General features: G+C 43.3%; 15 protein-coding genes. 5 read left to right on the forward strand and 10 right to left on the reverse strand.

Annotation, left to right across the window (positions count from 1 at the left end; all coding sequences use genetic code 11):
* Window positions 1-124: 124 nt before the first annotated feature.
* Together ACIFOD_RS15810 and ACIFOD_RS15815 are read right to left on the reverse strand one after the other, a co-directional pair.
* Window positions 125-1825: a transglutaminase domain-containing protein gene (locus ACIFOD_RS15810; protein WP_430315420.1), complete on the reverse strand. Its 1701-nt coding sequence runs from the start codon at window positions 1823-1825 to the stop codon at window positions 125-127.
* A 114-nt stretch (window positions 1826-1939) separates the two neighbouring features.
* Window positions 1940-2449, reverse strand: coding sequence for an N-acetyltransferase family protein (locus ACIFOD_RS15815; protein WP_430315421.1), 510 nt, complete (start codon window positions 2447-2449; stop codon window positions 1940-1942).
* A gap of 324 nt (window positions 2450-2773) precedes the next feature.
* Between ACIFOD_RS15815 and ACIFOD_RS15820 the strand changes: the two genes are divergently transcribed.
* The 3 genes from ACIFOD_RS15820 (at window position 2774) to ACIFOD_RS15830 (ending at window position 5971) form a co-directional block, all read left to right on the forward strand.
* Window positions 2774-3157 (forward strand): GntR family transcriptional regulator, encoded by a 384-nt coding sequence (locus tag ACIFOD_RS15820; RefSeq protein ID WP_430315422.1) that lies wholly within the window; start codon window positions 2774-2776, stop codon window positions 3155-3157.
* A gap of 3 nt (window positions 3158-3160) precedes the next feature.
* Complete coding sequence (locus tag ACIFOD_RS15825; protein ID WP_430315423.1) at window positions 3161-4264, forward strand: DUF1648 domain-containing protein; 1104 nt, start codon at window positions 3161-3163, stop codon at window positions 4262-4264.
* Between the two features lie 288 nt (window positions 4265-4552).
* Complete coding sequence (locus ACIFOD_RS15830) at window positions 4553-5971, forward strand: alanine/glycine:cation symporter family protein (RefSeq protein WP_113971074.1); 1419 nt, start codon at window positions 4553-4555, stop codon at window positions 5969-5971.
* 41 nt (window positions 5972-6012) lie between these two features.
* On the opposite strand, the gene ACIFOD_RS15835 is transcribed toward ACIFOD_RS15830, so the two are convergent.
* Window positions 6013-6543, reverse strand: coding sequence for a GNAT family N-acetyltransferase (locus ACIFOD_RS15835; RefSeq protein WP_430315424.1), 531 nt, complete (start codon window positions 6541-6543; stop codon window positions 6013-6015).
* 268 nt (window positions 6544-6811) lie between these two features.
* Between ACIFOD_RS15835 and ACIFOD_RS15840 the strand changes: the two genes are divergently transcribed.
* Entirely contained in the window at window positions 6812-7681 is an 870-nt protein-coding gene (locus ACIFOD_RS15840; RefSeq protein WP_430315425.1) for a DMT family transporter, read from the forward strand.
* A 259-nt stretch (window positions 7682-7940) separates the two neighbouring features.
* Here ACIFOD_RS15840 and ACIFOD_RS15845 read toward each other — a convergent pair whose 3' ends face one another.
* The 3 genes from ACIFOD_RS15845 to ACIFOD_RS15855 form a co-directional block, all read right to left on the reverse strand.
* Window positions 7941-9038 carry a carbohydrate-binding protein gene (locus ACIFOD_RS15845; RefSeq protein ID WP_430315426.1) on the reverse strand — a complete coding sequence of 366 codons (1098 nt, stop codon included), beginning with the start codon at window positions 9036-9038 and terminating at the stop codon, window positions 7941-7943.
* A 108-nt stretch (window positions 9039-9146) separates the two neighbouring features.
* Window positions 9147-10406, reverse strand: a complete 1260-nt coding sequence (gene hflX, locus ACIFOD_RS15850) for a GTPase HflX (RefSeq protein WP_430315427.1) — start codon at window positions 10404-10406, stop codon at window positions 9147-9149.
* 481 nt (window positions 10407-10887) lie between these two features.
* Window positions 10888-11715, reverse strand: a complete 828-nt coding sequence (locus ACIFOD_RS15855) for a CBO0543 family protein (protein WP_430315428.1) — start codon at window positions 11713-11715, stop codon at window positions 10888-10890.
* Window positions 11716-11880: 165 nt separating this feature from the next.
* On the opposite strand from ACIFOD_RS15855, the gene ACIFOD_RS15860 reads away from it, so the two are divergent.
* Entirely contained in the window at window positions 11881-12900 is a 1020-nt protein-coding gene (locus tag ACIFOD_RS15860; protein WP_430315429.1) for a DUF3231 family protein, read from the forward strand.
* 111 nt (window positions 12901-13011) lie between these two features.
* Here ACIFOD_RS15860 and ACIFOD_RS15865 read toward each other — a convergent pair whose 3' ends face one another.
* The 4 genes from ACIFOD_RS15865 to ACIFOD_RS15880 are packed head-to-tail and all read right to left on the reverse strand — an operon-like array spanning window position 13012 to window position 16016.
* Window positions 13012-13947 carry a LiaF transmembrane domain-containing protein gene (locus ACIFOD_RS15865; protein WP_430315430.1) on the reverse strand — a complete coding sequence of 312 codons (936 nt, stop codon included), beginning with the start codon at window positions 13945-13947 and terminating at the stop codon, window positions 13012-13014.
* On the reverse strand, window positions 13944-15038 hold the full coding sequence (locus ACIFOD_RS15870) for a hypothetical protein (protein ID WP_430315431.1): 1095 nt from the start codon (window positions 15036-15038) through the stop codon (window positions 13944-13946). Before ACIFOD_RS15870 ends, ACIFOD_RS15865 begins: the two co-directional genes overlap by 4 nt.
* A gap of 1 nt (window position 15039) precedes the next feature.
* Complete coding sequence (locus ACIFOD_RS15875) at window positions 15040-15489, reverse strand: anti-sigma factor family protein (protein ID WP_430315432.1); 450 nt, start codon at window positions 15487-15489, stop codon at window positions 15040-15042.
* A complete protein-coding gene (locus tag ACIFOD_RS15880) occupies window positions 15486-16016 on the reverse strand; it encodes a sigma-70 family RNA polymerase sigma factor (protein WP_430315480.1) in 531 nt (176 codons plus the stop codon). Before ACIFOD_RS15880 ends, ACIFOD_RS15875 begins: the two co-directional genes overlap by 4 nt.
* Window positions 16017-16378 lie beyond the last annotated feature (362 nt).

The raw sequence follows: 16378 nt of genomic DNA on the forward strand, positions 1-16378 counted from the left end.
ATAAGAATTCTTTCATTAATCAAGTGTACTATTTATGGCTATCATTCACAATATAGCTAATTATTACCTCTTACACTATATAAAAAGGACCAACTCCATCGACTGGAGCCGGTCCTAATCGTTTCTAATACGACACACCCGTCCGTGTATGCGTCTTCTTAAATTCATCCATATCCGGATCAAAATAATCCTCATTAAAGGCCGGCACAAACTTATCATCCTTTAAATATCCTGATCCCCATGTCGGATCCAAAGTGACCCATTCCCCATCAAGGTTCGCTTCCACCCAAGCATGCCTTCCCGGGAAAATCCCGCCTGCCCTTCCTTCAACGAATCTCGCCTCGATGTCGCTGGCACGAAGCATGGCAATCGCCAGGTAGGCGTAGTCCTGGCACACACCCGTTTTGGTTTCCAGTGTTTTTAATGCACTGTCATCCCAGTTAAAGTCGTCATTTTCATATTTCTCAACGTCATAGGAAACATTTTTTGCGACATACTCATAGATTGCTTTCGCCTTGTCCCTGGCGCTAGTTTTTCCAGCTGTGACGGTTTTCGCCTGCTCCTTGATTTCCTGTGCATCTGACTGTACGCCACGGGATGGCAGAAGGTCTCGCTTATCTTCACCTGTCGATTCCACTTCAAACTTCGCAAAACCGAAAAATCTGAAATAGTCGCTATTTTCCTCCTTGATTTCAGGTACGCTGAGAGTCACCTCATAGGTACCTGGCCCAAACCGGAGATAAAAGGAATCATCAAAGGTAAAATCCTCTACCGGAATCACATTCAGAGCTTCATCCTCCCCTTTTTTAGTGGTGATGTAAATATGCGTCGTTTCCGGACCGAACTCAGCTTTTGGATCGATGCTTCCTTTGATGGAGTAAACACCATCCGACTTCTCCCCGCCAAATTGAGGAGATTCCAGAGTTACGCCACGCTCGCGATATTTATCAGCGTACTCAACCGGACTCATCACTCGATCAGACTCATTATCAATGATTAGAGTAGTGGCCGTCTGGTAGTAGTTTTCTCGATCTTCATCTGGTACCAGTACCTCAAGTTCGTGAATCCCTTCCCCATAAAATAAAGGAACTTCATAACTAAATTCTCCGTTTTTCACGGGAATGACATGTGTCCAGTTTTGCGAATCCTTCTTTAACCTGAGCATGATGGTGTCTTCATCTGTCAAGTTAGCAGCTCCTCCTTTTAAAGGAAAGATTTCGTTCCCTTTGATATAGCTTGATTCAGAACTCAAGGACAATTCTGCCTCCTGACCAAACGGGGTGAGCGTCACATCCCTCGTTATGTCGGGATTCACATTATGAACCGTGAAGGAAGCAGTATCATAGTAATAATTCTCACGATCCTTGCTTGGCAGCTGTACAGACACACTATACTCACCTTCTCCATTGAACAAGCGGATGTTCTGTTTGAACTTGCCATCCTTGATGGGTGTGTAGTATTCGAGCTGCTTTCCTGCGGGGCCTTCTTCACTCGCCCTGACCTTGATCCAGACGTAGTCCGACTTCAGTTCAGAATGCTGTTCAATTTCCCCGTCGACGGTCACTTGCCCATTCACTGCAAATTCCTTATATGAGGGCTCATTCATGGTGACACCGATTTCCTCGCTATAGGAAGTTAACTGAAGTGGCTCCATTTCCCCTAGATCATCGTTCATTTTCTTCTTTTCTTTTTCATACAGATCTTCTTCTTTTTTATCCACCTTCGTTTCTTCTCCGTTGGCACTAGAATCACTGCATGCCGTCAGGAACAAGAAACTTGTTAACAAACCCAAAAATAGAAACAAAAAGGGATTTTTCTTCTGCATGTTTTCCTCCTGAATTTTGGAGGGACGGACCTCTAAACGTTAATAATCACCTGAATAAAGAGTGATTTACGGACTTGAGGTCCGTCCCTCTTATTATTTTATTCTTGCAACCTTCTAAATCTGTTTGTAATAGATAATGGTTGCCTCTAATTCTCCAAAAGGTGACGCTGCGTAGTCTGGAATCCGCCCTCCCTGAACGAATTCCAGTGACTTATACAAGTGATTAGACGGCGCCCCTTCGACCGTATCCAGGATGAGCAAGGTCCGTCCCTCTTCTTTCGCTCTTTTCTCCGCCGTTTGCATGAGTGACCGGGCAATTCCTTTTTGACGAAATTGAGGGTGGGTCATCATTTTTGCGATTTCGGCTCTGTTGGTCCCGTTTTGTTTGGTGCATAGTTGAAGCTGCACAGTACCTGCAATTGCATCATCCATCCAGGCTGCATATAGGATTACATGTGGATTCAGTACATGCTGCCAGAAATCCATCGCTGCAGAACGTGCCATTGGGGATAAAAAACCAATTGAAGCTCCATCATCCACTACGTTCATTAATAAATCAGAGAGTTCCTCAATGTGCTGATCTATCGTTGTAAGTTCTTCGATTTTTAGTCCTTGATTCTTCATGACCTTCTCACTCCTTAGCATATCTTCCCTTCTTCATTACAGTGGTCCAATTTTGTTTTTGCAATGTATTTGTTAGATGTGATGACAACGTATGGATGTTGATTGTTTCAGTTCATCTTGTTTCTCATGATCCACCTAAACTACTATTCTTTTTAAACCTCTAGTTTTTTACTTCTCATCGTTTCCCATCTTCTTTTTTATATAATCAAATTATAACGAGGGACACTTCAATAATCTAACTTTTTATGGAAAATCCGTTTTTGTTCTACATAAGATAGAACAATTCTGTTATACTAAACATATAACAAACTAGGAGGTGAATCCTTGTTTATTCAAATAGAACCTCAATCAGATGTACCGATTTATACCCAGGTCAAGAATGGGATAATGGAGGGGATTGTCCGCGGGGAATTAGTGCCAGGGGATATCCTTCCCTCCGTTCGTAGCCTTGCCGGTGACCTGGGTGTTAACATGCACACGGTGAATAAAAGCTATCATGAATTGGAAAGCAAGGGTGTGATCCGGATCGTACCAAAGTCTGGGGCTGTTATTTGTCCACCATCGGAAGGAGAAATTCCGACCTCCCGATTGAATCAGATATCAGAAGAATTGCGGCCGATTGTAGTGGAATCATTGGTAATCGGCATGAATGAAAAAGAAATTCAAGAATTAGTTGCATCTATTATTCTAAAGGTTAAGGGGGAGTAACAAATGGAAATGACGCTTTTATTTGTCACAGTGGGATTTTTGATGGTTCTGCAAATCACCATTCCTTTTATCGTAAAACGAACGGTGGTTTTTGGTGTAACGATACCTGTTGATGAAATACAGAACGAACAGTTGCTACATTACAAAAAACTCTACGCATTGTTAACACTTTTCATTTCAATTGCGGCATTGGCTCTCTATTTTATCTGGTCAAAAGACATCTCACCCTCTGAAAATCACCTCATCTTAGCAGGCTTATTACTGCCTTTTGTCATCCTATTTATTTCGATGTCCCTTTATTTCTATTTTCATATGAAAGTGACAACATTGAAACGGGAAAAGCAATGGTTCAAGGATCGCAAACAGGTGAAGGTTTCGGAATTGAACTTAAGAACGAAAGATGAAATGCTGCCCTGGATAGTGTATGTAGTACCAATGGTGATCACTGCCGGATTAATGGTGTTTACATTGGGGAATTTCAATAGCCTGCCGGATCAGATTCCTACCCACTGGGGACCCGATGGCAAACCGGATTCATTTACGACCAAAACCTATCTTTCTGCTTTGACCCTGCCACTTGTATTACTGGTGATGAATGCAATGTTCTTAGGGATCAATGAACTCACAAGGAATTCCGGGATCAAACTGAGTGCAGGAAATATTAAGGCATCACGTGTCCGGCAGCTCCGTCTGCGCAAGTACACAAGCTGGCTCTTATTCTTCATCTCCATTCTGATAAGCATGCTATTTACATTCCTGCAATTCACCACCCTGTATGAAAATAGCGTCAGCGACCTGCTGATCATCACCATGCCACTGGCCTTCTCTGCACTCGTCTTGATAGGGACGGTCCTTATGGCCATCGAGGTGGGGAAAAAGGATTCGGACTTGGACTTAGAGATCATTGATGAAGGCACCGGAGAAGTGATCAATGCAGATGACGATCAATACTGGAAAGGGGGGCTCTTCTATTTCAACCCTGAAGACCCCTCCATCTTCGTCGAAAAACGCTTCGGAGTAGGCTGGACCCTGAACTTCGCCAGACCACTGGGATACCTCATCCTGGTCGGACCGCTGCTCGTGATAGTAATCATTACACTCATATAACGGTGAGGGACGGACCTCTCAAACTGAGCGATAAAGTTACATCAACGTTCAGCTGAAGAGGGTCCGTCCCTTTTGTTACGTGACTTCCACCCTTCGATAACACTTGGGACCACTTTCGCTTGTAAATGAATCCGAGGTCCGTCCCTCCTGCTACTCTTACTACTAAAAAAGGCTCAATCTCTGGAAATTCGACTTTTGTTATGGACAGATTGTTCGGAATACTATATAAATAGTAGATGGAAACTCACAAAGAAAACGTTTACAACATGAGATGACAAGGAGGATTCTATGTTAGATGTGCTAGACAAGATTAATTCATTCTTATGGGGGACACCAAGTTTAGTACTGTTATTTGGGACAGGCCTTTTCTTAACGTTTATGCTTAAAGGGCTGCAGTTCCGAAAGCTATTGTATGCATTTAAACTTGCTTTTACAAAAGAAGAACCCTCTTCTTCTGCTGACAAATCAGAAGGGGATATCAGTAACTTCAAAACGTTGATGACGGCTCTGTCAGCGACAATCGGTAACGGAAACATTGCCGGTGTTGCGACGGCATTGACGATTGGCGGACCCGGGGCCATCTTCTGGATGTGGGTTGTCGGCCTTCTTGGTATGGCCACAAAATACGCAGAAGCCCTGCTTGCCATGAAATACCGTGTGAAAAATAAAAACGGTGAATACTCCGGTGGGCCGATGTATTACGTAGAAAAAGGTCTCGGAAGCAAGTGGAAGTGGCTGGCTGTTGCGTTCGCTTTATTCGGCGCATTTGCTGCCCTGGGGATCGGTAACAGCGTACAATCCAATACGATTGCAGACGTCATGACCTCAAGCTTTCAAATTAACAATCTAGTAACCGGAATCGTGTTGGCTGTCCTGACAGGTTTGATCATCTTTGGGGGCATTCAACGAATCAGTACCGTCGCTTCCTTCTTTGTACCAATCATGGCATTCCTGTACATTGGTGGTTCATTGATCATCATCGTACTGAATTATGACATGATCATTCCGGCATTTGAAATGATTTTCCATTACGCGTTCAACCCTGTAGCTGCCGCTGGAGGTTTCACCGGAATCATTATCAGTGAAGCGATCCGCAGCGGGGTATCACGTGGAATTTTCTCCAATGAAGCAGGTCTTGGTACGGCTGCATTGATTGCAGGTAATGCTAAAACCGATCACCCGGTTAAACAGGCACTTGTCGCCATGACGGGTACGTTCATTGTGACGATTATTGTTTGTACAATGACTGGACTAGTTCTTCTCATCACTGGTTTCTGGGATCCTACTGGAGGAGCGATTTCAGGAGTTGAACATGCTCCAAGCCTTGATGGCGGAGCGTTAACGAGTGCCGCCTTCGGTCATGCTCTTGGGGTAGCAGGAGAATACATCGTATCATTTTCGGTCATATTCTTCGGGTTCTCAACAATCGTCGGATGGTATATGTACGGAGAGAAATGCTTCGAGTACTTGACGAATTATCGTTTCGCTAACTCCTATAGACTCATATACATTTTAGCAACCGGCCTTGGTGCCGTTGCAAACCTGGAGCTCGTTTGGGCCTTTGCTGATATGTCTAATGCCTTGATGATGATTCCGAACTTGATCGCCCTTATTTTACTTTATAAGGTCATCGTTCGTGAAACAAATCATTACTTCAATGAGTACTTGCCCATGATGCAAGCTCAGCCAAGAAAGAAAGCCAGTTAAAAAGAAACCCGGCGTGATGTGTGAATCATGCCGGGTTTTATTTATTGAAGTACGATTTCATATTTACTGTGACGGCCGTGGATATGAGTAACTTCTTTTAAGGAATATCGTTTTTGGTAATAGTGGTTCAATCCTTCGTTACTCGCGATGCAATCAAAGCGGATGATTTTTTTTCCTGTTTTTTGTCCCTCTTTTTCGACCCAATCCAGTAAGACCGCACCTAACCCTTTTCCTGCATGGCTTCTATGTACGACCAATCGATGCAAATACATAACGTCATCTTGGGCCTCTTCCCCCCAAAGGTCCACATCCCATTCACTTGGATTATTCTCAAGAGCAAGAGTAGAAACGGGTTGACCCTCTTTTTCCACAAGATAGGTCGCCTCGTTTTCAATTGAACGAAGGACTTCTTCTGTGTTTCCATCTAAATCAGTCAGATAGTAACTCCATTGCTTCGTCCTTTTTGTCTTTAACCATGAGGCTGCATTCACTAACAGCTCCAAAACCTTGTTTAGATCCTCATTTTTTGCCTGCGTGATTTCATAAACTTCTTCATCGAGTTTAAATCGCATGGTCTTCTTCTCCTTTCCCATTTAGGTATAGTAACCCATTTACCCATCATTTGGACAAAAGTCTTAACCATTTCTTCATTTCAAAAAAGCTAAAGGATGTTTAAGTGAGGAAAAGAAAAGGAATTACCATTAACATCTTTATTAATCAACACATGTTCGACCAGGAGCATATAGAGGATGGATTGTTTGTTCTTTAACTTTACGTTAGTAAGTTCCAGCCAGGCTTGCTCAAACAATCGTACTATAACTTATCTTTAGGAGGCACACAATGAAATTTGCAGGTGTAGGTTTAGTTATTTTGGCCGCTATATGCTGGGGCATTAGCGGGGGGATTGCCGATGTTTTAATGAACAAGGGTTGGGATCCTCTTGTGATTTCACTTTACCGAGGAGGAGTTGGATTCATATGTTTTTTTGTGTGGTTCCTCCTTCGCTTTAGACAAAATCGGGGCATCTCTACCCGTTTATTCTTATGGGCTCTATTTGCGGGTGTTGGTGTTGCAGGAAATTTCACTTTTTATTTTCTAAGTATCCAAGCTTCAAGCGTTGCTGTTGCCGCTACTTTAATGTATACCGCCCCTGTATTCGTACTTTTAATCTCCTTTTTATTACGAATAGAACATTCTACTTGGCTTAAATGGGCCTGTATTACCGGTGTTCTATTTGGGATTATCCTGCTAACAGGTGCTTACAACACTGAATCGATTTCGGGGAGTTTTTTTGGGGTGGCAGCGGGGCTTGCTGCCGGTCTTTCCTATGTTTTGTTTATATTCGGATTTAAAAATGCCTCTTCTACCGGAAACCCTCAAACCACGTTAACCATTGCTTTTTTTTCATTTTGTCTCATCCTTTTTCTCTTTACAAACAAGGGTGAAGCCGCTGCTGTGTTAGCGTCAAATGATATAGGATGGTTTTTACTTTTAGGGATCCTGGGGGCTGGACTGTCATTCATATTGTATGTGACTGGGATTCGATGGACTACTCCGGCAAATGCTTCAATGGTCGCTATGGTAGAGCCGGTGACAGCCTCATTATTTGGCGTTCTGGTTATCGGAGATCGCTTGACTCCCATTCAGATTTTTGGCATGGTGGTCATCCTTGTTACGATCACCGTCCTTAGTATGAAGCAGTCTGACTGAGAAAGTTTATCTCCCCTAACGGAATTAAATTGATCTAATTTATTTTTGTGAAACGAAATTTTCTCAGTAAAAAAACAGTTCATAGGTATAAAATAAAAAGTTCCTGTCAATTGGTCTGCCATTCATCAATGAAAAGTGGAATGACCCATGATATTGAAATAAAACGTCCTGTGCCAATTCACAGGACGTTTTTAATGTTATTTATAGGGTATGCACTCCCCAAAAACGGATTATTTACACAAAAGGATGGTTCCATCCATCAAGCATACCACTTATGCCACATATGAACGTTTCTGCCTCTCACAAAGGCATCCACCCGGTTAGGGCCCCAAGACACGGCTCCCGGTGAAGAGCGAACGCCTCCCCTTGGTGCTCCAAGGTCTTCCCAGTTGCTCCAGCGGGAACCATTCCACCATTTGTGCCACATGTTATTGTTGTCTCCACGGACAAAGGTATCGATCCGGTTCGGTGCCCAGGAAGATGCAGCAGGTGCCCCTTCAAAGCCTCTAGGCGGGGAACCGAGATTCTCCCAATTACTCCATCTCGAACCGTCCCACCACTTATGCCACATCCGGTCGTTGTTTCCCCTGACAAAGCAATCGATCCGGTTGGATCCCCAGGATACCGCACCCGGTGAATCCCTCAAGCCGCCTCTTGGAGCGCCAAGGTTCTCCCACTGGCTCCAATTCCTTCCGTCCCACCATTTATGCCAAAGATTATTGTCATATCCCTGGACGAATACATCCAATCGGTTGGCTGCCCAGGATGAAACCGTTGGATCCCCCTTGAAGCCCCTTGGCGGTCCCCCGAGATCTTCCCATTCATTCCATCTCGAACCATCCCACCACTTATGCCATAGAGTATCCCGATTCCCTCTTACAAACGCATCAATGCGGTTCTGGCCCCATGACACGGCAGCAGGGGAACTCCTTAAGCCTCTGCGTGGAGCTCCGAGGTCCTCCCAATTACTCCAGCGGGAGCCGTTCCACCATTTGTGATACATTCTGTCATTCTCACCTCGAACAAACGTATCCAAACGGTTCGCCTGCCAGGAAGCAACAGCCGGCGAACCCTTCATCCCCCGTGGCGGAGCACCAAGATCCTCCCATTCCCTCCAGCTTGCCCGCCAATCAAATGGATTTTCGTAGACAGCTTTGTCATAGAATCCTTGATAAGGATCATAGTAGTTCAGCTGTTGTGGATAATACGTGAACTCACGTTGTTGTTCGTATGGTGGATAGAACTGTTGATAAGTATGTGGTAACAGACCATCTTCATAATGATTTCTGACTTCCGGCCAATACGGATAGCATTCTTGTTGTACATCACATGGTATCATTCGTCGTGGAAAAAACATACTGCATCCCTCCTCTGCATTTACTTTATGCAGGAGCCCAGATGGAGGAGTATGTACTTTTTTTCTCAAAAAAAGATCCCTCCACATGTGGAAAGGATCCTGAAATGTCTAAACCATATACTGTTGATATCGTTCTGCATCACTCATCTTGCATTCTAGCGTCAGCTTCGTACCTTTTTCTTCATACTCGGTTTCTAACACATTGGCATTCTCATTAAAATAAGAAATCAAATGGCCTTTATCAAATGGAATCAGCATTTGACAGCGTTTATAGTCTTTAAAAATATAACTTCTCACCACTTGAAGAAGTTCGTCGATTCCAATTCTATTTTTTGCGGAAAAATAAATGCGGTCCTTTTCCACTCTGGGTATCCCTTCTTCCATCAGTTCAGCTTTGTTAAAAGCGTAGATGACAGGTGTATCACCTATCCCGAGTTCTTCAAGGGTTTGATCAGTCACCTTCATCAATTTCTCGTAGTGAGGATCGGAATAATCAACCACGTGAATGATGAGATCAGCCTCCACCACTTCTTCAAGTGTTGAACGGAACGCTTTGACCAGCTGATGAGGCAGTTTATTGACGAAACCAACCGTATCTGTCAGAAGAAATGCCTTATTGTCCGGTAAGGTGATGTTTCTCACCGAGGTTTCAAGTGTCGCGAACAGCATATCCTTTTCAAACACTTGCTTGTTTTCGTTTGGATGGAATTTTTCTACGAAAGCGTTCATCGTCGTCGACTTCCCGGCATTTGTGTATCCGACGAGGGATACGACCGGGATTTCACTCTTTCGACGCTGCTTGCGTTGTGTAGTTCGCAGGTCAACAAGCGAATCAAGCTCTTTATTCAATGCTGTGATTTTCTCTTCAATTCGGCGTCGGTCAAGCTCGAGCTTCGTTTCACCCGCACCACGGTTCGCGAGTCCAGAGCCTCCCCCTTGACGGCCTAAAGACTCACGGCGGCCAATCAAACGCGGGAGCATATATTGCAGCTGAGCTACCTCTACTTGAAGTTGTGCTTCGCGGGTTTTCGCACGTTCTGCGAAGATATCGAGAATCAACATGGTCCGGTCCATGACTCGAATATCAAGTTTCTCCTCAAGTACACGAATTTGCGAAGGCGACAACTCATCATTGGAAATGAGCACCTCCGCTTCCCACTCTTCAATAAGTGGCAGGAGCTCTTCAATCTTCCCCTTACCAATATAATGAACATGATTCGGACGTGGCAGATTTTGAGTCAGTTCACCGACAACATCAATATGCCTCGCTTCTGCCAATCCATTCAACTCAAGCATCGAATATTCGAAGTCATTATTCTTATCCTTTGTATTAACGCCTATGGCGATTGCTTTTAAACGTTCTTCCATTACTACGTCACTTCCTATCTTTTAGTGGGTACAGAAAAAAGCACAGGCCTCTGCCTGTGCTTTTCGTAAATGGATTTGAATAAACCGGTGGCGCATGAAGAAGACCGCATTTTCCCCTTGCGTTTTCCAAGAAAACACACCATATGGCACCACTAGGCAAGTATTCAATTCTATTTTTAAGAAGACAAGAAAGAATAGCCATTCAGCCTCCCTTTCCTTCATTCAACGTCAAATGAAGAATTCCTTTGAAATAGTCAGACCGATCCCATTTACCCTGCACACAGGCAGAGCCTTTGAACTTATTCAATTAAGCGTTCAAATTGCGGATGCGAAGTCTGATTAAAATCAAAAGGAAAACCTCCATTTCTCATAAATTATTATCATCTTACCACAAACAACTGAGGATGGGAAGATATGGTTTGAGGGACGGACCTTCAATTAGCAAATCTATATCGGAATTTCCTATTTAGAGGTCCGTCCCTCACTTCATATACCGGAGAAGCCACAGGTTCAGCCAGGACAGAAGGAGGATGATCGCAAATTGGACAATGGAGAGTGAGATGTTCCAGTTGTTGGTGTGAAAGATATTGAGCGCAGCTGTGCATTGTTGAATCACACTCAAGACCGCAATCCAAACAAGGTATCTCCATAGAGTGGGATAATTCGCTTGCCTGCTTAGAAAAATCAAAAGTGGAACACATAATAATATCAACCGATAAAAGAAATCAAACGGGTGTACGTCTTTCACAACATAATAATAAAGCTCATATCTCCCCTTCAGTACCGCGTCTATAAACAAATTCATATATAAGATAAAGAATACGCTTCCATACCATTCCAGAGGCGTCAAATGAAAGAACGTCTTCTTTATACCAAGTAATTTATCAACGAATCGAAAGTTATACAACAAGATCACAAATAAGATCGGATAAATAGGAACGGAGTATATCAGTCTCCAGCCAGTGTACTGAAAAAAGGTAGAATAGTGAGCGGCCACAAACTCATAACATAATGCAAATATTGTCCACCCCAGTATGTAAATCCCCTTGATGATTAAATTCTTCTTTGCAGGAAAAAAAGCTAAAAACAGGATATTAATCGCTGGGTAAATGCCAATCGCACCTACAAAATCAATCCAGTCCACCCCTGCTTCGAAATAGGAATATAACTTGAACATTCCACCCAATAGGGAATCTGCAAATAAAGCCAAATATATGGAAAACAAAGAAGTAACGTACATCTCTATGATCCGGAGCCTTTTTCTTACCATATAGACGAAACCATTCAGGACAAAGATTGTTATCCCCATCAATAGCATATACATCATCCTAGCATTCTTTAGATGTATTCATTATTCACTTAAATTATGAGAATACACTCTAAAAAATCATAAATATATACGTCTCGATAAATAAATCTTTTAAGAAAAATCCATACTAATGAATACATTTTCTGAACAGAAGGAGGCCTATCCATGTCACATCATCCCAAAACAAATTTAACCTCAGCCGAATTGGCCGCTCTTTGGTCTACATATCAAAGTGACACTCTGGCTCTGTGTGTATTTGAATATTTCCTTGCAAAAAATCAGGACCCTGATACGGCATCCATTCTCCGTTTAGCTCAAGAAAAATCTGAGCAGCATATTGGCTTCATCTCATCCATTTTCAAAGAGGAACAAATCCCTATCCCTTTTGGATTTTCAAAGGAGAAGGACGTGTTCCCAGATGCCCCTGCCATTTATGGCGATACCTTTTTCTTAATGTATCTCCGGCAAATGGCGAAGGTTGGGATGATTACCTATAGCGGGGCGGTATCCCTTACAGTACGAGAAGACATCCTTGAGTTCTTCCAACAAGCCCTTCGATTTTCCAGTGACCTCTACAAAAAAGCAACGGAGACTGGAAAAGAAAAAGGAATTTTAATAAGACCCCCATATATTGATTATCCTGAAAAAGTTGAGTTTATTAAGGAAAAATCATATATGAGTTCCAGCCTGAATCCATTTGTCAATAGACGTCCACTAAATGCCATTGAAATATCACATCTATTCCTTAACACAGAAACCAATTTACTGGGAAGCATGATTGCCACAAGCTTCGCACAAATGGCGCAATCAAAAGAAGTAAGAAAATTCATGACCAGGACGCAGGAAATTGCACAAAAGCACCTCAATATCTTTAGTGATGCTCTCATCAATAATGATATGCAGGCTCCCATGTCTTGGGATACCAATGTAAAAGCTTCAACTACCCCTGCTTTCTCAGATAAACTGATGATGTTCCACACCACTCTGATAAGCAATGCCGGGATGGGGAACTATGGTACGGCTGCAGCGGCAAGTATGAGAGCTGACCTTGTATCAAATTACTTTAGACTCATACTCGAGGTGGCCGAATTAGGCAAAAGTGGTGCGGACATATTGATCAATAACGGCTGGCTGGAAGAACCACCTCAATCTGCTGATCGAAAGAAGTTGGCGGAAGATAAGTGATGAGGTGAGGTCCGTCCCTCATCACGTTAGCCTACTAAAGAAAAAACTCCAAATCAACTCTATTCCACTTGATTTACAAGCGGAATGATGGAAGATTTGGAGGTCCGTCCCTCAATTCTTGATCGATACATTCACTTGATCGGAATGGGAGATGGTGATGGGGTGTTGTCCGCTTCCTAGTTTGAGGGTGGCAGATTTGTTTGGGATTCCTTCGTTGTTTACGTCAGTGTCGGATACAGCGGTTTGTTCTGTATATTGCCATTTAACTTCCTCCCCTTGGATGTCCCCTACGTTTTCGGCATTGATGGTCAGGTCCTCCGATGAAACGAGAACCAGATTGACCCTTGCTGAGCTTGATACTTCCCATGAGCTTGAAATGGTTCTCGGCTTTAATGTCACTTCATTGTAGTCACTCGAGATTTCCAGGGACTTGGATCCCGGGATGACGAGTGTAGCCTCCAACTCTCTCCCTGATTGCATCCAGCCATTGGAGTCGGGAAGACTTTTCAATGTGATATACAGCGTGTCTCCTTTTTGTGTCGTCATCAGATAATCTTCCGGATTCGAAAGTGATGGTTTCCCTCCTGTAAAGGAAGAACGATACGTACCAAACACACTCACTTCTTTATCCGTAACCGTTTCAACCGTTATTGGATAATGACTGGAATCAACGACGATCCGTTTCACATCATCACCGACCTGATGGCTATAAGAAGGAAGGTCCGCTGTCTTCACTTCAGAATCAAAGAACGATTGCATCTGTCCCATCAATCCTGTTGCCTGAACAACGGTAAATCCGATTCCCACCGTCCCAATCACAGCCACAAATATTATACTGAGGAAATCATATTTTAATATTGGCTTCTCCTGCTTTGATAAAAATAAGTACACTAGGATTTCTGCCCCTAACACAATCAGTAGTACAGGCCACCAACCTGCTAATACGTACGCTGAATCCCATTTTAAAAGCTGCGATAGCAGTAAAAAGATTCCTAAAAAAAGCAGGGATGCCCCCATTGACATGGATCCGACTCTCCAAGTTCTCATTCTGATACCTCCTCTTTTGAATGGGCTCTTTTACTTCCGGCAACCAATTTGATTCCTCCCCCAATCAGGAGAAGACAGACAATTCCCGGCTGGATATAGCTATTCATCACATGATATGGATCGATGCCATACGTCTCTAAAATTGGTAGAGATAACGGCATCATTATGTTCGTCGCCAGGTAATACACACCAAGGAGCATCAACCCGATACCCACCCATTTTTGCTGATTGATCAAGTAGGATACAATCGGTGTGTCCTCAAATGGTTCTTTTCCGTGCTTCGTCGCCCTTTGCAGACCATCAAAGAAGCTATAGAACCAGATGATCGGAACTAAGAATAGAAAAATCCCTAACCGAAGTACGTCTAATATATAGATAGAGAACAAGAACACTGCCATAAGCTGAATGCCCCGTCGCTGATAACCAAGATACAGATGCCCCGCTCCAGGAAACATCGATAAAAATGTAGCGAATGCCTTACTCTTTCTCCCGCCTTCATGCTGGGCTTCCAGGTCTTCCAATACAGACCGGTCCGTCAGCACTTCCCCAGCCTGTTTTTTATTCAATAGTTGCATCGTATCGAAGAAATTGTATACCCATACGACAGGGAGAACGATCAAGAACACCATAAACTCCCCTCTCCCCGTCATCGCTGTTACAAATAGAATCATCGCAGCTACTCCAAGGAACGTCGCCAGAAATGTGACCCCCCGGTTCATCAGTCCCAGTTGGAAATGACCGAGCCCTGGTATCATGGATAGGATGATGGTATAGAAGCGTTCGGTGCTCAGCTGCCCAGAATCACTTTCTACCACTTGTTCTCTTGAAGCTTCATTCGCTTTCAACATTCTTGATGCCACAAGTGCCGTATTAACGATACTGATGAGATACAATAGGAACGCAAACCCAATGGTGATAAAAGCAAAACCATCCCAGTTCAACACTTCCGCTCCCACGAAGGCAACAGGAAATGACGCCATCAATACGAGTATAAACAGGACCCCTCTTAGTACCTTACCTAAGTACATCAATCCCACACCGGGTATAAAAGCCAACAAAAACGCAATGATTGGATTCTTCTTTTTATTCATCTTACTCTGCCTCCTGTTCTTCAATTTCTTCAACACTATCCAGTAAAGCCGTTGTTTTATTTAAAATATTTTCTGTGAAAGATGCCGACTGCTGAACCTTTTCAAATTCAGTCGTGATCTTCGATAGTTCACCAAAAATACCAGATGCCATCAAAATCAGCGTCATCGCCGTAGCCAGCACATAATGAAACACCTTTTCCTCATACCACTGTTTCTTGACCGGCTTCATCACTGGATCCCTTTCAACCGGAATTCGCTCCATCATCTCTTCTGTAAAGAGGGACGGACCTTCAATGGAAGGAAGCTCATCTTGAACCGCCTCGATCGCTTCCATATAAAGACTCATGCATTGATCGCAACTGTATAGATGCTCCTCGTATTCGGTTCGCTTATTATCATCCATTTCATCCCTGGCGTAATTCATCCATTCTTCCAACGCAATATGGCTCATATGAAATCCTCCTCCTTCCAATTCTTCCGCATCCAAAGCCTTGCCCGGTACAGCTTTGTTTCAATCGTTTTCACCTGCACATGCTGTTCATTTGCAAGCTCTTGATAGGACTTTTCTTTTATGTAGAATCCTTCAATCACTTCTCTGTATGATTCGGGAACTTCTTCTAAATGCCTCAACACGAGCTGCTTTTGTTCTTTTCTTAATAATCGTCTTACTACAACATCCTGTGACTCTTTCACAGGGAGGTCGTCGACCAGCTCTTCCTTCTGTCTTGCCTGCCTTCGCTTACAATCAATGGCATGGTTCACCGCAATTCTCGTCATCCATGTCTTGAACCCTTGATGCTCGTACTGAGGGAGAGAGATGTAAATCTTCATCCACACTTCCTGTGATGCATCTTCCGCATCTTTCTGATTTCGCAGAACCCCGAAGATGCATTTAAAAACATACTGCTTATGCATTTCAATCAACATGCGAAACGCATGCTCACTGCCATTCTTCGCCTTTTCAATTAGCGGATCCACCAACCTCTCTCCCCCTTTCTTCTGGTCTCATAGTAATAGACGAAAGAAAATGGTGAATCCCTACAGTTTTTTGAAAATATTTTTTAGTTGGTGGTGTAGCCTGGAACATTTGATTGGATTCGTAGCTGGTCATGGCTCGTAACTTCACGATTTGGGATTTCGCCGTTAAATTATGGATTTCGCCGTTATATTGAGATTTTCGCCGTTAAAATCAGAATTTCGCCGTTATATTGAAAATATCGCCGTTAAATAAATCTCTCATCGACTCAACAGGAGATTACAAGAACCGGGCAGCGGGTCGATATCTCCTCTTGAATGCACGTTCGCTGATATATTGGAAATTTCGCTGATAAACTGGTCGA

Source organism: Rossellomorea sp. NRS-1567 (assembly GCF_050467885.1).
GTDB lineage: Bacteria > Bacillota > Bacilli > Bacillales > Bacillaceae_B > Rossellomorea > Rossellomorea aquimaris_C.